Raw genomic sequence first — 16,823 nt, forward strand, 5'->3', positions numbered from 1 at the left:
GATGGCCTTCGGCTTTCACTCACCCGACGCCCTGATCGCCCTGGCCATGCTCAGCCTGGGCGGCCACCGACCCCAACTCCCCAGAAGATGAGCACCATCGACCCACACACCCAACAGAAGACCCATAAATATGCCCCTGAGGTACAGCGCTCGTTGGCAACCCCGTCCGGGATCGCCCCGCTCGACCACGTCCGCCGCAGGGCCGGCGGATCGGGTGACGTCACTGAAGGTGACTGTCTGATTGCTGATCGCGCCGCTCGGGCTCGGGTCCTAACGTGATCGCCGCACCGCGCAGCGACCACCGGCCCGGAGACACGATCGTCATGAGCCCGACCAGGCAGGCCGCCAGCGGCGGTGCGGAGGAGGACCTCGCCCGGCTGGCGATCCGGGCGGTGGCTCCGGAGGAGGAGCCGCTGCTGGTATTCCTGCAACCGGCGTACCAGCGTCGGCCGTGGCGGTGGCGCGAGGACCCGCGTGCTCTTCTGCGGGTGGGCGGCGGCGAGGCCGGCGGCGGGGGCTTCGCGGAGACCGTCGAGCCGCTGCTGCCGTACGTGATGGTGCTGACCGGCGTCGCCCTCGCCGGGTTGCGCGACGCGGTCCAGGCACAGGCCACCGATGCGATGCGCGGGGGATTGCGCCGGCTCGGCCGGCGGTGGTGGACCCGCCGCTCGGGCGAGGTGCCGCCCCGGACGGTGCGGCTGCGCCCCGGTCAGGTGCTACGTATCGAGGAGGCGGTCACGGCCGCGGCCCGCGACCCGCGCTGGGCGCTCACCGAGGACCAGGTCGCGGTGCTGCGCGACGCGGTGCGCGAGGCGTTCGTCGCCCGGTTCGGGATGGACGCCGGGAACATCGACGGTGAGTGACCCGACAGCCGGCCCCGCCCTGGCCGGGGTGACCCCTCCGTTGCCGTCACCGGCCCTCGGCCGGTTCGTCGCCGCGGTGACCGCGGTCGTCGGTACGAGCGTCTTCGGTTGGCAGACGGTGCTCATCGACGCCGCGCGCACCCGCCAGCGGGCCGAGTGCATCGACGGACTGCGCGGGCTGCCCGCACCGATCGACGTGCGGACCGGCACGGTCAACGAAGAATCGGCAGCGGCGGTGCGACACTGCCTCGGCACGCTGCACGCCGACGCGGTCCGTCAGATGCTCGTCGGGATGGCCGTGCTGGCGGGGGTGACGGCCGTGATCTACCTGGCCGCGCCGTGGTGCGAACGACGGCTGCGCGACCTGCGCCGCCTGGACCGGATGCCGGGCACCGAAGCGCTGCGCGCGGACCTGTCCGCCCTGGTACGCGAGGCGGGGCTGCGTCGGGCGCCGACGTTCGTGGTGTCGCGGTCGGCACGGGTCAGCGGCAACACCTTCGGCGCGTTCCCCGTCCGCTACGTCCGGCTCGACCTGGGGCTGGTGCACGCCCACCGGGTGGCGCCGGGCGTGTTCCGGGCGGTCGTGCTGCACGAGCTGGCCCACCTCCGCAACGCGGACGTGGGCCTGACCCGGCTGACCATCGCGCTGGCCTGGGCCTTCCCGCTGGCGGTTCTCGTACCCGTCGCGGTCAACTACGCGGGCGCCGTGCCCGCCGCGCACCTGCTCGACGACGTCTGGCGGTTGGCGACGTTCGCGCTGGTGGTGCAGGTCTCGGCCTGGTCGGTGCTGCGGGCCCGGGAGTTCGCCGCGGACGCCCGGTTGACCGGGGCCGACGCGGCGACCATCCGGGCGCTGCTCGCGACCAACCCCACCCGCGCCGGACGCTGGCCCCGCCTCGCGGCGATGTTCCGGTTCCAGCCGCTGGCCCGGGCACGCGCCGACGAACTGGACCGGCCGGTGCGTCGAGTCTCCGCTCGCCCCGTCGAGGCGCTGGGCGCCGGCCTGGCTGCCGGGATCGCCGCGCCGCCGTTGGCGGACCTGATGGCGCAACTGCCCCGTACCCTCGGCGGTCCTGATCCGCTCACCGGCGGCGCATTCCTGGTGGGGTTGCTGCTCGGTGTGCCGTTGGCCCTGGTCACCACCGGCGCGCTGTGGCGGTCGGCCTGGTGGGCGCGGCACGGTGGTGGCACGGCGGCCGGCGGCGGTCTGTTTGGTGCGGCGCTGGCCGTGGGGCTCCTCGTGGGCCGCCGGCTGGCCTGGTCGGCGGCGTATGCCAGCGACCGGCCGGCCTGGTGGATCGAGCTGGCGTGGGCCGTGCTCGGGATCGCCGCAGGCGTCCTGCTCGGCCGCTGGGTGGCGCTCGGCGCTCGGGCGCACCTGCGGCGGATCCCGGTGACCGACGCGGGTCGTACCCGTCTGGCGTGGGCCGGCGCCGCCACGGCCACCGCACTGCTCATCGCCGCGTTCGTGGCGTCGATCCTGATCCTGGACTCGTGGTCGGCGGACTCCGAGGTGAGCATGCTGCGGGTGCTCGCCGCACGCGAGGGTCACCCCGAACACGTCACCGTGCTCACCCTGGGGGACACGCTCGGCTGGTACGTGCGCGTGCTGGCCGACCACGCCCCGTACCTGCTCGCGTTGCCGCTGGCCGCCGCGCTGCATCCGGTCCTGGCGGACCGGCACGCGACCCGGCGGGCGCTGCGGCTCGGCATCGTCTCGGGGGTCGTCGGCGCGGTGGCGCTGCCCCTGGTGGTGGTGGGCATCGCGGTCGCCGCCCGGGACCCGGGCCTCGGGCCGGCGGCGCTGCGGAGCCTCGTCGACGGCCATACGCTGCTGCCGGTCACCCTGGTCGAGATGACTGTCGCGGTGGCGGCGGTGGCCAATCGGCGGCTGTCGGTGTGGCACGCGCTGCTGGCCGCGGGCACGGCGGGTCTGCTTCTGGCGCCGGTGCTGGTGGCCGCCATGGCGGCGCTGCCCTGCCTCGGCACCGCCACGGGGCCGGGCTGCGTCCGCCCTCCCGAGCAGGTCCTCGCCGTGCGGGCGATCAGCCACGCCCTGCTTGTCGCGCCGGTGTTCGCGACCCTCGCGGCGGCGCTCGGCGCCGCGGTGGCGGCGGCACTGACCGTGGTCGTGCGCCCCCGCCACCGCCGGTGGTTGACATCCGGGGCCGCCGTCCTGGTGCTGCTCGGCGCGTCCGGTGCCGTCGCCGCCGCGCACCGGACGTCCGGGCCCGCGGCAGTGACCGGACACGATGGCTGCCTCGTCGGCGTGTGGCGTCTCGCCGCCGGGCGCTACCACGTGCCGGTCCCCGCCGACTCGCCGCTGGGCACGATCACCGGGCTGCGGCAGGACGCGAGTGTCGACCTCACCAGTGGTCCGGAGACCGGCTTCGCCAGCGCCTACCGGATCGACGGCACGGCGACCGACCTGTTCGACCGGGCCGCCGCCGAGGGCTTCCTCAACGGCCACACCGTGCGCAACGTCCGCCGGGGCATGCAGACCTACCGGTGGACTGCCCACGCCGGCCGGTACCGGCAGCGCGACGGCGTGACGGCAGGCGACGTGAACCTGCTGCGGGTCGGCGACAGGGAGCTGGACATCAGCTCGGTCATGGCTGATTCGGAGGGGTCGTACCGCTGTGCGGGTGACCGGCTGGTCATCCGGATGGAGGCCGACGACGGGTCATGGGGCGAGGAGATCTTCGTCCGAAGCGGCGCCTGACGGAGCCTCACGCGGCCGATGTGACTCGGGCGTGCCCGAAGTACATGAGCTCCCAGATCGCGTCCTCGGCGAACTCCTCGACCACGCGTCCGCCCTTGTGATGCTCGATCGTGAGCAGGCCGGCGAAGCGGAGGTAGGCGCCGTCGAACCGGACCAGCCGGGCCGCGGCCCTCTTCCGCCAGGGCAGGTCCTTGGTGAGCGGGTTGCGGACCAGGTCGCGCTTGCGGTCGAAGGTCACCACGTACGTGTCGTCGTCGTCCACGTACGTGTACCGGACCATGCCCGCCACCGGCTTGCCGGTCTTCGCGTCGGTGTAGACCCGGTGTCGTTCGAACGTCATCTTCTCCGGGTCGTCGCCGATGATCCGGCCGTCGCGGGCCAGCATGAAGATGGGGATCTCGGCAAAGCCGTACTTCTCGGCGCTGGTGATGAACGACGCGATGACCGTGTACGGCCCGGCCTGCCCCCGCCCCCAGTACCAGTCATTGATGATTTTCTGCAGCCCGACGTTTCCCCAGTTGTGGTCGTGGTAGCCGACGCCGGTCGTCTCGTGCCGCACCCCGTCGATCATGTACGAGCCGCGCACGGCTCCCTGCGGGACCGAGGGCAGCCAGTTGAACTCGAGGTCGCGCTTCGCGCCGAACAGCATGTGCCCGGTGGCCGGGCGCCAGGCCGGGACCTCGGATGTCAGCGTGAAGTCGACCCGCAGCCTCCCGGCGACCGCCTGGATCCGGTACTCGCGCAGGTTCTCGCCCTGGAAGCGGTTGTCCGGGCCCATCCTTACGTCCGTACGCCCGCTCGCCGCCGACCATTCGGCCGGGGGGATCGCGATCGTGTTGTTGGACATCGTGCCGTCGGGAAGTTCCAGGTTGACGCGGAGTTGCGGCGACAGCGGGCTGCTCGCCGCGCCGAGGTCCTTGTTCATGAACACCACGACCACCTTCGCGCCGTCCTCGAGGTGGGCGTCGAAGTACCACCACTCGTACGACCCGGCGCGATCGTCGGTGCGGGCGCCGTCCTCCCATTCGCGTACGACATCGCGCTCCAGATCGAAGCGTGCGTAGTCGTCGCTCAGCGCGGCCAGTTTGAGGTGTTCCGGCATGACTCTTCCTCTTCGTTGCCTTGCAAGATCAAGATGTGTGACCCGTTCTCGGACACCGACGGTGGGCGGATGGCTCACAGGGTGGCGAATCCCTCTCGCCAGGAGGGACGAGTCGGGATCCAGTCGAGGTGCGTGCGGGCGTAGTGGTTGCTCGCGCCCCGTGCCCAGCCGTGCCGCTCGCCCACTGTCACCGCGGGTGCCGGGACCCCGGCCGCCGCGCAGAACGCGGGCACCCACTCCGCGGCCGCGGCGGGCTCGTCGTCGCAGACGTTGACCGCGCCGGCGGGCCACTCCAAGGCCGCGACCGCGGCGGCGACGGCGTCGTCGATATGCAGCAGGCTACTCACGTCCGCGTCGGCGGGGACCTTGCCGGCGGCGGCGAACTGGGCCATCAGGCCGTCGCGGGCGTACCAGGTGTCCGGGCCGTAAACGGTGCCGTACCGCAGCACGACCCACTCGGGCGCCTCCTGGACGGCGGATTCGAGCGCGGCGACACCGGCCACACTGGTCTGGCGCGGCTCTGCGGCGCCGAGGTCGAGCGGGGTCTTCTCGGTCGCGGGCTCGGCGCCCGGTTCGTACGCCCAGGCGATGCTCTGTGCCACGATCCGCCGTACTCCGGCGGCGAGCGCCGCGTCGACCAGGTTGCGGGTCCCGACCCGACGCAGCCGCGAGTTGGCGGCGAGGTCGCCGGTGCTCAGGCTGGTCAGCTGGTGCATCACCACGTCGGGCCGGGTGTCGCGGACGGCGGCCGCCACCGCGTCCCGGTCGAGCACGTCGACGGCCAGCGGGCCGTTACGGGCCAGCCCGATGACCTCATGCCCCTGGGCGGCCAGGAGCGGCTCGAGCCGGCGGCCGATGGTGCCGGTCGAACCGGCGAGAACGATACGCATGAGTGTGCTTCTCCGTCAGTTCGGCCGGGGTGAGCGGCGGTCCTTGCGCTGTTCGAGCTCCTCAGGGCTGACCAGCACCAGCATTTCCTGGCCGGGCGCGCACACCATGACGACCAGGAATGTGCTCACCTGATCGGGCAGGTTGTTGGCGGATCGGTAGTGGATGACGTCGCCGCCAGGCTCCCAGAACGCCTCACCGGCCCTGATCACCCGTTCCGGCTCGCCCTCCAGCTCGAAGATCATCTCGCCGTCGAGCATGTAGCCGAATACCGGGCCGGAGTGCCGGTGCGGCGGCGTGCCGGGGTCGCCCGGTGGTAGTTCGATCGTCGCGGTCATCACATGCGAGCCCTCCGGTAGCTCCGGCGGCATGGCCGTGCCCAGCAGCACGACCTCGTTGTTTCCGATCTTCATGGTCTGCATGAGTCGAACGTATCCCCGACTGGACCAGCAGAATGGACCAGTTAGCGACCGGTCTCATGGACCAGTTGGCAGAGTTCGGACAGTGCCGCCTGCCAGGCGTGAGCCGGTGGCGCCGCGTACCCGATGACCAGGGCCGCCGCCTGCCGCTCATCCGCCGGATCGTGCCAGTAGCCGTTGCTGTGCAGGCCGATCAGGTGCAGTCCCTGGCGGCGTCCGGCCTGGATCAGCCAGCGTTCCTCCGCGACCGAGGCCAGCGGCAGCAGCGCATGCATGCCGGCCGCGATGCCCTCCAGCGAAGTGGTGGTCACCTCGGCCAGGCGGCCAGCCAGCTCGATCCGGCGGCGCCGGTAGGTCAGACGCATGCGGCGGATGTGCCGGTCGTAGTCGCCGTGCGTGAGCAGGTCGGCCATGGCGAGCTGGTCGATCGCGGAGACTGCGGCGCCGGCCTCCACGATCGTCGTCGTCAGTTCGCGACGCAGTGGCTCGGGTGCGACGAACCAGCCCAGGCGGACGCCCGGCGCCAGCGATTTGCTCGTGCTGCCGGCGTACACGATCCGCTCTGGCGCCAGCGCCTGCATCGCGCCCACCGGCCGCTGGTCGTAGCGGAACTCGCCGTCGTAGTCGTCCTCGATCAGGAATGCGTCGTGCTCCCGTGCCCAGGCGATGACTCGGTAGCGTTGCCGTGGGGTGAGTACCACTCCGGTCGGATGCTGGTGCGCCGGAGTGAGCAGCGCGGCCTGACCCGCCGCGTTGTCCGGGTCGGCCCCGCCCGCGCCGACGGTGAGTGGCGTGACCGTCAGGCCCGCGGCCCGCAGCACCATGCGGTGATGGGCCAATCCGGGGTTCTCGGTGGCGATGGCGCGTACGCCGCGCCGGTGCAGCGTCCGCGCCAGCAGGGAGAGGCTCTGGGTGAAGCCTGCCGTGATCACCACCGCGTCCGGGTCGCAGAGCACTCCACGAGTACGCGCGAGATAGTCGGCCACCGCCGCCCGCAACGCGGGCAGCCCTGCCGGCTCGGAGTAGTCCAGCGTGCCGCGCGAAGCGGTTGCCAGCGCCCGGCGGACACTGTCGGCCCAGGCCGTTCGGGGGAACGAACCGAGATCGGGAATCCCCGGCCGCCACTCGATCACCGGCCCGGCCGCGATCGACGGCCGCGGTTGCCTACGTGGGCCGGGCGGATCATGGAGCACGTCCGCGACCCGGGTGCCCGAGCCGGGTGCCGCCACCAGCCACCCTTCCGCCACCAACTGCGCGTACGCCTGCACCACCGTGCCCCGGGCCAAACCCAGGTCGGTGGCCAGGCTCCGGCTCCCGGGTAGACGCGATCCGGCCCGCAGCCGGCCGGTCCGAATGCTCTCCCGTAACGCGCTCTCCAGCGAGCGACCCGGGAAACCCGCACCCCGATCGAACTCCAGATGCAGGTCAAGCGACTTCGCCACTCAGCAACGATCTCCTCCGTGCGAGCAGCGCCGGCAGGTTCGGCGACAACTCACGTGCCAGACTCCGTCGACCCGGCCGCATCGCGGCGGTGCCAGCCGGACGGGGCTGCCCGTCGCTGTGTCACCGGTGACGAAGGTTACCGCTGGAACAGGGCCAGTTTCTGTGGGTTGAGGATGACCAGCACTCGTTCGATTCCGGCGGGGGAGGCCTCGATGGTGACCAACGCGACCGTTGTACCGGGCCGCGAGACGAGGATCGCGGCCTGGCCGTTCGATTCGACGATCTCCAGTGCGAGGTCGTGGCCGAACTTGCGCATCAGTCCCAGGATGTAACGCGCGACGTTGTCACGTCCGACGATGGGTACCTGGGCGGCTCGAACGATGCCGCCGCCGTCGGCGTAGGACGTGGCTGTTTCGGCGAGCAGCTCCTCGAGCCGGGTCAGCTCACCGGACCGGGCAGCGGCGAGAAAGGCACGCAGCAGGCGGTCGTGGTCGGCGTGGGCGACCCGATCGCGCCGCTGCTGGGCCAGGTGCGTCCGGGCGCGTCGGCCGAGCTGCCGCGCGTACGCCTCACTGACGTCGAGAATCTCGCCGATCCGCCGGAAGGGGTAGTCGAACGCCTCGCGCAGCACGTACACCGCCCGCTCGGCCGGGGTGAGCCGTTCCAACAGAAGCAGCACGGCGAGTTCGAGTGACTCGTTGCGTTCGGCCTGCAGTGTCGGGTCGGCGGTGGTGTCGACGGGCTCGGGTAGCCACGGTCCGGGATACAGCTCACGTCGGGCGCGAGCCGATGTCGCGGCGTTCAGAGCGAGCCGAGAAGTCGTCGTGACCAGGAACCCGATCGGGTCCCGTACCTGGCTGCGATCGGTCTGCTGCCACCGGAGCCAGGCTTCCTGCACGACGTCCTCCGCCTCGGCGACACTTCCGAGCATCCGGTAGGCGATGCCGAACAGCCGCGGACGGACCCCGCCGAACACCCCCAACGCGCCGATCAGTGTCCCGTCTTCCCCTCGCCCCACCATGACCGCCCGCCTCGTCGCTTCTGTCCCTGACCATGCAGGTGAGCTCGAACCACCGCCGATATCGCTGCTGTCCGGGCACCAACGCATACCCGTGCGCGGCCGTACTACAGCATCGGCGCGTCGCGCCAGGCACCCCACCGCTGAGGCGGACGGTCCGCACCATGGAGGCGACCCGCTCGATCGGCGGTCTGGACACCGGCTCGGGGCGGCGACGATTCGAGCAGACCGATACAGATCCGCACGAGCGTGCCGACGAGCCAGGTGAAGGGGCTGTCGATGCCATCCTGTTGGTCGTCCGGCATCGTGTACCAGCCGGTGTACGCCTCCTGCACCGCGTGCTCGGCGACGTCGACCGAACCGAGCAGGTGATATGCGAGGTTCTTGAGGTGGCGTCGTTCGGCGACGACGACGCAGAACGCGCTGGGTAACGCGTTCGACCGACGTGGCCGGCGGGGTTCGGGAACCATCGGTTCTCCCAGTGGTTGACGCGGAAGGTTCAGTGGGCGGCCCGAGCCGAGGCGAAGCCGCGCCGAGCCGCTGAACGGTCGCGCAGCACCGTCAGGAGGATGATCACCAGGCCGACGAGCGCCACGGCCGCGTTTCCGGTGGTGAGGAGGATCGCCTCACCTACGGTCGCCCCCTCCATGTTCGTGAGGTGGTAGAAGAAATGTGGCACCGCGAAGACCGAATAGGCGCCCGCGGCGGGGATGACGAAATGGGCCTTGGGTTTGATCGCCGCGATGCCCAGTACCAGGGCGATCGCCAGTGATGCCGTGCCGAAGTCCCGCGCGTAGTGCTCGCTGAACGGCGGCGTGAGGTCCACTGTCGGGAAGTACGCGTAGAAGCCGGCCGGCCAGATCGCGTTCCAGGCCCCGACCACGAAATTGTCGACAAACAGGATCGCCAGTGCGATGCGGATGGTGATGGTCATGACTCATTGCTCCTTGCGCCGTCCTGCGGGTGGTGAGCCAGCGTCACCAGTACGGACCGAGCGGGCCTCCGATTCGTGACAGCTGGCCCAGCGGCTAGCTCTGCTGTCACGAATCGGGGGGCCACTCGGTCCACTTCCCAGATGCCGCGGTCGCTCGCGGCGGAGGGGAGCACGCCATGAAGAGAAGCGTCGCGGCGCCCGCGACCGGCAAATCAGCCACCGGTCGAGCGCCTCGCACTCGTCGTACCGTCGGATTGATCGTCACGGTCGTGCTTGCTGCCGGTCTCTCGCCGACGGTCACGCCCGCTCCCGCGTTCGCCCACGGCGCGAGGTATTCGATCACGCCGGCCGACGGCGCCGCGCTCGTGACCGCTCCGGAACGGGTCGAGGTGGCGTTCGCCGCCGACATCACGTCTGACAGCAGCATCACGATCGTTGACCACACGGGAACGAATTGGTCCCACGGTCGGCCAGCTGTCCACGGAGCGAGGCTGATTCATCAGGTGAAAGCGGGAATGCCTGACGGCGGGTACGAGATCAGCTGGCGAGCAACCTTCACCGACGGACACCCGGTAACCGGCACGGCGGAGTTCACTGTGGGAGCGGACACCGCGGCGGCCGCCGCAGCGAATCCGTTGCGTGCCCGGCTCACGCACGACGGGGTCGTCGCGTTCTACGCCGCCGCAGGCGTCGTCGTACTCGCTCTCCTCCTCGCGATCATGACGCTCTCGCGTGGTGTCTACGCCGGCACCAGACGCGCGGCCGCAGGTGAGAAATCCACGCTTTAGTGCGAGTTGCCTAGTTTGAACCTCGGTGAGAAGCCTTGGAGAGGTAGAACCATCAGTGACATCACAGCGGTTGATTTCTCTTTCACCCCGGCGCCCGGTCCGGGCGACGCACCTCTGCGGCGTTACGGCGAATCGGGAGGTGGCTCAGTGCGTATCGCGGTAGCTGGCGGGACCGGCTGGGTCGGACGTCTCGTCGTCGACGCCGTACGGGCTGCCGGCCACGAGCCGCTCATCCTCGCCCGCTCCACAGGCGTGGACCTGATCCGCGGTTCCGGGCTGGACGAGGCGCTGACCGGCGTACCGGTCGTGATCGACGTCAGCAACGTGTCGACGACCAACCGGAAGAAATCGGAAAACTTCTTTGGCACGGCGACAGGTAACCTGCTCACGGCAGGCCAGCGCGTCGGCGTGCGGCACCACGTCGCGCTGTCGGTTGTCGGCGTCGACCGGGTGAATTGGGGTTACTACGCGGGCAAACGACGCCAGGAGAAGCTCGTCCTGGACGGTGCGGTACCCGCCACAGTGCTCCGCTCGACGCAATTCCACGAGTTGGCCGCGCAGATGCTCGCCTCCGTCCCCGGCCCGATCGCAGTGGTACCCCAGATGCTCAGCCAGCCGATCGCGGCCCACGAGGTCGCTCACTGTCTCGTCGACCTCGCCCTGGCAGACCCGGCCGGCCGGGCGCCGGACATCGCCGGCCCACAACAGCTGCACATGCCGGACATGGCCCGCCGTCTGCTACGCGCCCGCGGAAGTCACCGCGTCGTCCTGCCCGTCCGGCTCCCGGGAGCGACCGGTCGAGCCATGGCCGGAGACGGCCTGCTGCCCACCGGCCCCGGCCCCCGAGGCAGACAGACCTTCGACCAGTGGCTGGCCAGCCCGGCAGCGCAAAGAACCATCGGGCGGACCCGGTGAGCGAAGGCCAGTCACCCGTCCCCGCCGCACCGCAGGTCGCGTCAACAGACGGACGGGGCTCCGCGCTGACCGCGCTCATCCGGATCGCCCTGGCCGTACTCTTCCTCGACGAACTCGTTGTCGGGTTCTGGAACCAGGTCTTCCCCGAAAGCTTCTACGACAACTTCCCGACCGTCACCCTCACCCCGCCGCTCAGCGAGCACTACGCGCGAGACTTCGGCGGAGCCACCCTCGGCCTGGCCGTCGTCCTCGGCATAGCGCTCGTCGCACCTCGAGCCGCGTTCACCATCCCCGCGGCGGCGGCATTCTCCACCTTCGCCATACCCCACTTCTTCTTCCACCTGACCCACCTCGACGACGCCACCGCTGGCGAGGCGGTCTTCCTCACGACCGCCAACGCCGTCGTCGCCCTGCTCGGCCTTCTCGTCATCGCCCTGACGCTCATCCGAGACGCCAGACATCGCCGGTCCCAGGGCAGCGCCGCCAGCGGATGAGCGACTCGTAGCAGGGCTGACTGGAGGGCGCGGCGCAGCCGGCACCGTGGTGAAGTCGGGTCGTGCCGCGCGGCTCATCGAAGCCGAGAGAGGCGCGCGCGTATCGTCGGGCATCATCCGCGATGCCCGGGACTGCCTCGACGTGCGCCGGAGTCGAAAGTCTTCGAAAAGATCCGGGTGTGCTTGTCGATTGGCGTGGGTCCCGTTCGTAGCCCTGGTGAGAGCCCGGCATCCGAGACGGGCCACGCACCCGCTGGAGGGCACGATGACCACCACCGCGAACACGACCCGCGCCACCACGTCGACCTTCGCTGCGCTGATCGGAACCGGTGTCATCGCCGCGGTTGCCGCGAGCGCCGCCACCATGGCCGTCGCCGCAGTAGGCCACGCCGCAGGGATCAGCCTCGACCTGGACGGCGCACCGATCCCGGTGGCGGGGTTCGGTGTGCTGACCGTGGCCTTTTCGCTGATCGGCGTGGTCATCGCCGCGCTGCTGTCCCGTTTCGCTCGGCGCCCGCGGCGCACGTTCGTCCGCACGACGGTCGTGCTGACGGTCCTGTCGCTCGTGCCGGACGTGATCGCCGACGCCGGGACGGCCACCAAGGCGCTGCTGATGCTCACCCACCTGGTCGCGGCCGCGATCGTGATCCCCGCTGTCGCGCGTCGCCTGGCCGCCTGACCTGTCGTCATCCCACCATCGACCACCGGAGGATCGTCATGAAGCAGTACCTGCTGTCCGTCCACTTCGTCGAGGGCGCGCCGGACCCGTCCGACGAGGAGATGCAGACCATGTTCAGGGAGACCGGGCGAATCAACGACGACATGCAGGCCGCGGGCGCCTGGGTCTTCGGCGGGGGACTCACGTCACCGGACAGCGCCACCGTCGTCCGGATCGAGAACGGCACCACCACCATGAGCGACGGGCCGTTCGCCGAGACGAAGGAGCACATCGCCGGGTTCTGGGTCATCAGGTGCGCGGACCTGGACCAGGCGCTGGCCTGGGCCGAGAGGTGCGCGGCGGCCTGCGGTCCGGTCGAGGTGCGTCCATTCGACGACCTGTCCCAGGCCTGACCAGGAGCCGGTCTCCCGACATGGACCTGGCGAGCATCTATCGCGCGGAGTACGGCCGCTGCGTCGCCACCCTGGCCCGCATCCTCGGTGACATCAACCTCGCCGAGGAGGCGGTCCAGGACGCCTTCACCACCGCGCTGGAGAAGTGGCAGACGCCGCCGCCGAACCCGGGCGCCTGGATCGTGACCACGGCACGCAACCGGGCCATCGACCGGCTCCGCCGCGAGTCGACCCGCGAGGCCCGGCACGCCCAGGCCCTCCTGCTGCATCAACAGGACGAGCCCAGAGAGGTGGGACCGGTGAAGGACGACCAGCTGCGACTCATCTTCACCTGCTGCCACCCGGCGCTCGCTCCCGACGCGCGCACCGCCCTCACGCTCCGCCTGCTCGGTGGCCTCGACGTGCCGGAGATCGCCCGGGCCTACCTGATGCAGGAGGCGACCGTCGCTCAGCGGATCGTGCGCGCCAAGAAGAAGATCCGGGACGCCGCCATCCCTTACCGGGTACCCGCCGAACATGAGCTGCCGGACCGGCTGCCGCCCGTGCTCACCGTGCTCTACCTGATGTTCAACGAGGGCTACGCGTCCACCGCCGGACCGCTGATCAGAACGGACCTGTGCACCGAGGCGGTCCGACTCGCCCGCGAGCTCGCCGCGTTGATGCCCGACGAGCCGGAGGTCCTCGGCCTGCTCGCCCTGCTGCTGCTGACCGAGGCGCGCCGCCCCGCCCGGCTCGGCCCGACGGGCGAGCTGGTGCTGCTGGCCGACCAGGACCGGTCGCTGTGGAACCGGGCGCTCATCGCCGAGGGCCACGACCTGGTCCGCCGTTGTCTGCGGCGCGACCGGCCCGGCCCGTACCAGATCCAGGCCGCGATCAGCGCGGTGCACACCGACGGCGCCGCCACCGACTGGACCCAGGTCCTGGCACTCTACGACCAGCTCCTCGCGCTCGCCCCGACCCCGATCGTCGCGCTCAACCGCGCGGTCGCCGTCGCCGAGGTGCACGGACCGGCGGTGGCCCTCGCCGCGTTGGAGGACGTCGAACTTCCCGGGTACCACCGGCTGCCCGCCACCCGGGCCGAACTGCTGGCCCGGCTCGGACGCGACGCTGAGGCCGGAGCCGCCTACGACCAGGCCATGGCATTGGCCACCAACGAGACCGAACGTGCCTTCCTGCGGACCCGTCGTACCGAACTCACTCGCACGAGGAGAGCATCATGACCGCGACCTACACCTTCGACGTCTTCTCCAGCCTCGACGGCTTCGGCACCAGCAGCGGAAACTGGGGCGGCTACTGGGGTAAGCAGGGTCCCGAGCTGCTCAAGCACCGCCTCGCCGTGTACGGCGAGGAGCAGCGCATGGTCTTCGGAGCCAACACGTACCGGGCGTTCGCGCAGATGCTCGCCGCGAGCACCGAGGAGTCCGAGGTCCGTGACGCCTGGGTCACCCGGATGAGGAGCCTCCCTGCGACGGTGGTGTCGAGCACGCTCGACGGACCCCTCGACTGGCCGGACGCGACCGTGGTGAGTGGGGACGCCGTCGAGGTCGTCGCCCGGCTCAAGGAGGAGTCCGAGGTGCCCCTGCGATCGCACGGCAGCCTGTCGATGAACCGGGCGCTGATGGCCGCCGGTCTGGTCGACCTCGTCCAGGTGACGGTCTTCCCGGTGATCACCGGTCAGACCGGTACGGAGCCGATCTTCCAGGGGGCGGCCGACTTCGACCTGGAGTTGGTGGAGAGTCGGACCCTCGACGGTCGCTCCCAGGAACTCATCTACCGGCCCACCCTGCATGTCTGAGTCGTCCGTGTGCCCCAAACACATGCACCCGTTGCGGATGCCGGCCCCAGCGGCGAGCCGGAACAGCTGCTGGCCTCTCCGCGCGCTGCCCGCGCCATCACCTGCGGCAGGAACGGCTCGGCCTCGTCGAGCCGCTCAGCGCTCGATCACCTGCATCTGCTCGTCGGTGTGGTGACCGCCCTCGGCGACGGGCAGCGCGGTGAGGGCGGCAACCTGTTCGGCCGTGAGCGTGACGGTGTCCGCGGCGGCGTTCTCTTCGACACGACTGACGCGCTTGGTGCCAGGGATGGGGACGATGTCGTCGCCCTGGGCCAGCAGCCAGGCCAGGGCCACCTGGGCCGAGGTGGCTCCCACCTGGTCGGCGACCGTCTGCACCTGGTCAGCGATGCGCAGGTTGCGCTGGAAGTTCTCCCCGGTGAAGCGCGGGTGGTTCTTGCGGAAGTCGCTGTCGTCGAGGCGCTCGACGTCGGCCGGGGTGCGCAGGGCGCCCGTGAGGAAACCGCGTCCGAGCGGGGAGTACGCCACCAGGCCGATGCCCAGCTCACGCAGCACGGGCAGGATCTGTTCCTGATCACGGGTCCACAGCGAGTACTCCGACTGCAGGGCGGTGACCGGGTGTACGGCGTGAGCGCGGCGGATGGTGTCGATCCAGGCCTCGGAGAGGCCGACGTAGCGGATCTTGCCTTCCTGCACCAGGGCCGCGAGGGTGCCCATGGTGTCCTCGATCGGAGTGTTCGGGTCGACGCGGTGCTGGTAGTACAGGTCGATGTGGTCGGTGCCGAGTCGCTTGAGCGAGCCCTCGACGGCGGTGCGGATGTTGTCCGGGCTGCTGTCCAAGCCTCCTGGGACGCGGCCGTCGTGAGAGATGAGGCCGAACTTGGTTGCCAGCACGACCTGGTCGCGGCGGCCCTGCAAAGCGCGGCCGACGAGCTCCTCATTGACGTACGGGCCGTAGATCTCCGCGGTGTCGATCAGCGTGACACCCAGCTCGAGGGCCCGGTGGATGGTGCGGATGGACTCGGCGTCGTCGCTGCCGGCGCCGCTGTAGCCGTGCGACATTCCCATCGCACCCAGGCCGATGCGGGCGACCTCGAGCTCACCCAGCTTTACCGTACGCATGCTTGTTCTCCCTGTCGTTGGTCGAATGGATACCCGCCGTCCCGAGACGCGCGCCTGCGGACAGCAGGCTCGGGGTGGATCAGGCTTCGGGGATCGGCATGCCGAAGGTGGCCAGGGTGATGTCGGCGGGCTCGGGACCACCGCGCTTGCCGGTGTCCAGGGCGTCGATCGTGGCGAGCTGCTCGGCGGTGAGCTCGAAGTCGAACACATCGAAGTTCTCCGCGATCCGCGCCGGCTTCGTGGACTTCGGAATCGCCGAACGACCCTGCTGCACGTGCCAGCGCAGCATCACCTGCGCCGGGGTCTTGCCGTGCGCCGTCGAGATCTCACCGATCACCGGATCCTGCAAGGTGCTGGTGTGCTCGCCGTCTCGATAGAACGTGATACCACCGATCGGCGACCACGCCTGCGAAAGAATGCCGTGCTGCGCGCCGAAGGTCTGCACCTCACGCTGGGCGAAGTAGGGATGCACCTCGATCTGGTTCACCGCAGGCACGACGGTCGCCCTGTCGAGCAGCGTGGTGAGGTGGTCGACCATGAAGTTGCTGACCCCGATGGCGCGGACCTGGCCGTCGGTCAGCAGCTTCTCCAGAGCCCGGTACGCATCCAGCGTCCGGTCGAACTCCGACGGCAACGCCTGGTGCAGGATTAGCAGGTCGATCTGCTCGACGCCGAGCTTGGCGGCGCTCTTCTCGAAGCCGTGCAGCGTCTGGTCGTACCCGTAGTCGCTGATCCAGATCTTGGTCTCGATGAAAACCTCGGAACGGTCGACGCCCGACGTGGCAATCGCCTCGCCGACCTCACGCTCGTTGCCGTAGGCGGCCGCAGTGTCGATGTGCCGGTATCCCGTGGCGAGCGCTGCTTCGACTGCGGAGCGGGTTTCCTGCGGAGGCGTTTGGAATACACCGAGTCCGACGGCGGGGATCTGGACGCCGTTGTTCAGCGTCAGGTGCGGGGTTGGCATGGAAGCGCTTCCTTTCAACTGGGGGGAAGTCGGCGGATTCTGACCTCGCGTGTCTTCTCCCCTACGACGGAGCCCACGATCGCGGGCCCCGCAACGTCGTGATCTCCAGCTTCTCGGCGCGACTGATCCCTCGCCAGCTCATCGCCCGACCAGTGCGTCGTCATCTCGTGTGCCACCGCATCCCCTCTGACCTAGGCCGTGCCGGTCCTGCTTTCATCAAGCACACACCGCAGTCAGGTTTCCGGGGAGCCCCTGCTCAAACGAGTACTGGCAGGATCCCCCAACCGA

The 16,823-nt window shown here is 70.2% G+C and carries 18 protein-coding genes; 9 read left to right on the forward strand and 9 right to left on the reverse strand.

Annotated features, from left to right (window positions below; genetic code table 11):
- Window positions 1-323: 323 nt before the first annotated feature.
- Window positions 324-863 carry a hypothetical protein gene (locus tag EAD98_RS31105; protein WP_158609855.1) on the forward strand — a complete coding sequence of 180 codons (540 nt, stop codon included), beginning with the start codon at window positions 324-326 and terminating at the stop codon, window positions 861-863.
- Window positions 856-3,585 carry a M48 family metalloprotease gene (locus tag EAD98_RS29930; protein ID WP_158609856.1) on the forward strand — a complete coding sequence of 910 codons (2,730 nt, stop codon included), beginning with the start codon at window positions 856-858 and terminating at the stop codon, window positions 3,583-3,585. The genes EAD98_RS31105 and EAD98_RS29930 overlap by 8 nt, the downstream gene beginning before the upstream one ends.
- Before the next feature lie 7 nt (window positions 3,586-3,592).
- Here EAD98_RS29930 and EAD98_RS29935 read toward each other — a convergent pair whose 3' ends face one another.
- The 7 genes from EAD98_RS29935 to EAD98_RS29965 all read right to left on the reverse strand — a co-directional run bounded on the left by EAD98_RS29935 (window position 3,593) and on the right by EAD98_RS29965 (window position 9,389).
- Complete coding sequence (locus EAD98_RS29935) at window positions 3,593-4,687, reverse strand: hydroxyneurosporene dehydrogenase (RefSeq protein ID WP_121657296.1); 1,095 nt, start codon at window positions 4,685-4,687, stop codon at window positions 3,593-3,595.
- 74 nt (window positions 4,688-4,761) lie between these two features.
- Window positions 4,762-5,577 (reverse strand): NAD(P)-dependent oxidoreductase, encoded by an 816-nt coding sequence (locus EAD98_RS29940; RefSeq protein ID WP_121657297.1) that lies wholly within the window; start codon window positions 5,575-5,577, stop codon window positions 4,762-4,764.
- A gap of 15 nt (window positions 5,578-5,592) precedes the next feature.
- Window positions 5,593-5,997 (reverse strand): cupin domain-containing protein, encoded by a 405-nt coding sequence (locus EAD98_RS29945; RefSeq protein ID WP_121657298.1) that lies wholly within the window; start codon window positions 5,995-5,997, stop codon window positions 5,593-5,595.
- 41 nt (window positions 5,998-6,038) lie between these two features.
- Window positions 6,039-7,436: a PLP-dependent aminotransferase family protein gene (locus EAD98_RS29950; protein WP_121657299.1), complete on the reverse strand. Its 1,398-nt coding sequence runs from the start codon at window positions 7,434-7,436 to the stop codon at window positions 6,039-6,041.
- Between the two features lie 137 nt (window positions 7,437-7,573).
- A complete protein-coding gene (locus tag EAD98_RS29955) occupies window positions 7,574-8,545 on the reverse strand; it encodes an RNA polymerase sigma-70 factor (RefSeq protein WP_233584033.1) in 972 nt (323 codons plus the stop codon).
- Window positions 8,546-8,562: 17 nt separating this feature from the next.
- Window positions 8,563-8,925 (reverse strand): sigma factor, encoded by a 363-nt coding sequence (locus EAD98_RS29960; RefSeq protein ID WP_121657301.1) that lies wholly within the window; start codon window positions 8,923-8,925, stop codon window positions 8,563-8,565.
- Window positions 8,926-8,954: 29 nt separating this feature from the next.
- Window positions 8,955-9,389 carry a hypothetical protein gene (locus EAD98_RS29965; RefSeq protein WP_121657302.1) on the reverse strand — a complete coding sequence of 145 codons (435 nt, stop codon included), beginning with the start codon at window positions 9,387-9,389 and terminating at the stop codon, window positions 8,955-8,957.
- Between the two features lie 176 nt (window positions 9,390-9,565).
- Between EAD98_RS29965 and EAD98_RS29970 the strand changes: the two genes are divergently transcribed.
- From EAD98_RS29970 to EAD98_RS30000, 7 genes are all read left to right on the forward strand, one after another.
- The gene (locus tag EAD98_RS29970; RefSeq protein ID WP_121657303.1) at window positions 9,566-10,177 is read left to right on the forward strand and encodes a copper resistance CopC family protein; all 612 of its coding nucleotides are present in this window, start codon (window positions 9,566-9,568) and stop codon (window positions 10,175-10,177) included.
- 252 nt (window positions 10,178-10,429) lie between these two features.
- Window positions 10,430-11,092 (forward strand): SDR family oxidoreductase, encoded by a 663-nt coding sequence (locus tag EAD98_RS29975; RefSeq protein WP_233578240.1) that lies wholly within the window; start codon window positions 10,430-10,432, stop codon window positions 11,090-11,092.
- A complete protein-coding gene (locus tag EAD98_RS29980; RefSeq protein WP_121657305.1) occupies window positions 11,089-11,586 on the forward strand; it encodes a hypothetical protein in 498 nt (165 codons plus the stop codon). Before EAD98_RS29975 ends, EAD98_RS29980 begins: the two co-directional genes overlap by 4 nt.
- 265 nt (window positions 11,587-11,851) lie before the next feature.
- Window positions 11,852-12,265 carry a DUF6069 family protein gene (locus EAD98_RS29985; protein ID WP_121657306.1) on the forward strand — a complete coding sequence of 138 codons (414 nt, stop codon included), beginning with the start codon at window positions 11,852-11,854 and terminating at the stop codon, window positions 12,263-12,265.
- A 38-nt stretch (window positions 12,266-12,303) separates the two neighbouring features.
- Window positions 12,304-12,657, forward strand: a complete 354-nt coding sequence (locus EAD98_RS29990) for a YciI family protein (RefSeq protein WP_121657307.1) — start codon at window positions 12,304-12,306, stop codon at window positions 12,655-12,657.
- A gap of 20 nt (window positions 12,658-12,677) precedes the next feature.
- Entirely contained in the window at window positions 12,678-13,877 is a 1,200-nt protein-coding gene (locus EAD98_RS29995; RefSeq protein WP_121657308.1) for an RNA polymerase sigma factor, read from the forward strand.
- The gene (locus tag EAD98_RS30000; protein ID WP_121657309.1) at window positions 13,874-14,452 is read left to right on the forward strand and encodes a dihydrofolate reductase family protein; all 579 of its coding nucleotides are present in this window, start codon (window positions 13,874-13,876) and stop codon (window positions 14,450-14,452) included. The genes EAD98_RS29995 and EAD98_RS30000 overlap by 4 nt, the downstream gene beginning before the upstream one ends.
- A 135-nt stretch (window positions 14,453-14,587) precedes the next feature.
- Here EAD98_RS30000 and EAD98_RS30005 read toward each other — a convergent pair whose 3' ends face one another.
- Together EAD98_RS30005 and EAD98_RS30010 are read right to left on the reverse strand one after the other, a co-directional pair.
- Entirely contained in the window at window positions 14,588-15,571 is a 984-nt protein-coding gene (locus EAD98_RS30005; protein ID WP_121657310.1) for an aldo/keto reductase, read from the reverse strand.
- A 79-nt stretch (window positions 15,572-15,650) separates the two neighbouring features.
- Window positions 15,651-16,535: an aldo/keto reductase gene (locus tag EAD98_RS30010; protein WP_121657311.1), complete on the reverse strand. Its 885-nt coding sequence runs from the start codon at window positions 16,533-16,535 to the stop codon at window positions 15,651-15,653.
- Window positions 16,536-16,823: the final 288 nt, after the last annotated feature.

It is taken from the genome of Micromonospora sp. CV4 (genome assembly GCF_003667455.1).
Taxonomy (GTDB): domain Bacteria; phylum Actinomycetota; class Actinomycetes; order Mycobacteriales; family Micromonosporaceae; genus Micromonospora.

What these genes read in the sequence shown, in the direction of transcription:
- EAD98_RS30010 (WP_121657311.1), bottom strand. Translation starts at nt 16,535, where the DNA reads ATGCCAACCCCGCACCTGACGCTGAACAACGGCGTCCAGATCCCCGCC.
- EAD98_RS29965 (WP_121657302.1), bottom strand. Translation starts at nt 9,389, where the DNA reads ATGACCATCACCATCCGCATCGCACTGGCGATCCTGTTTGTCGACAAT.
- EAD98_RS29990 (WP_121657307.1), top strand. Translation starts at nt 12,304, where the DNA reads ATGAAGCAGTACCTGCTGTCCGTCCACTTCGTCGAGGGCGCGCCGGAC.
- EAD98_RS29995 (WP_121657308.1), top strand. Translation starts at nt 12,678, where the DNA reads ATGGACCTGGCGAGCATCTATCGCGCGGAGTACGGCCGCTGCGTCGCC.
- EAD98_RS29945 (WP_121657298.1), bottom strand. Translation starts at nt 5,997, where the DNA reads ATGCAGACCATGAAGATCGGAAACAACGAGGTCGTGCTGCTGGGCACG.
- EAD98_RS31105 (WP_158609855.1), top strand. Translation starts at nt 324, where the DNA reads ATGAGCCCGACCAGGCAGGCCGCCAGCGGCGGTGCGGAGGAGGACCTC.
- EAD98_RS30005 (WP_121657310.1), bottom strand. Translation starts at nt 15,571, where the DNA reads ATGCGTACGGTAAAGCTGGGTGAGCTCGAGGTCGCCCGCATCGGCCTG.
- EAD98_RS29960 (WP_121657301.1), bottom strand. Translation starts at nt 8,925, where the DNA reads ATGGTTCCCGAACCCCGCCGGCCACGTCGGTCGAACGCGTTACCCAGC.
- EAD98_RS29955 (WP_233584033.1), bottom strand. Translation starts at nt 8,545, where the DNA reads ATGCGTTGGTGCCCGGACAGCAGCGATATCGGCGGTGGTTCGAGCTCA.
- EAD98_RS30000 (WP_121657309.1), top strand. Translation starts at nt 13,874, where the DNA reads ATGACCGCGACCTACACCTTCGACGTCTTCTCCAGCCTCGACGGCTTC.
- EAD98_RS29985 (WP_121657306.1), top strand. Translation starts at nt 11,852, where the DNA reads ATGACCACCACCGCGAACACGACCCGCGCCACCACGTCGACCTTCGCT.
- EAD98_RS29935 (WP_121657296.1), bottom strand. Translation starts at nt 4,687, where the DNA reads ATGCCGGAACACCTCAAACTGGCCGCGCTGAGCGACGACTACGCACGC.
- EAD98_RS29940 (WP_121657297.1), bottom strand. Translation starts at nt 5,577, where the DNA reads ATGCGTATCGTTCTCGCCGGTTCGACCGGCACCATCGGCCGCCGGCTC.
- EAD98_RS29970 (WP_121657303.1), top strand. Translation starts at nt 9,566, where the DNA reads ATGAAGAGAAGCGTCGCGGCGCCCGCGACCGGCAAATCAGCCACCGGT.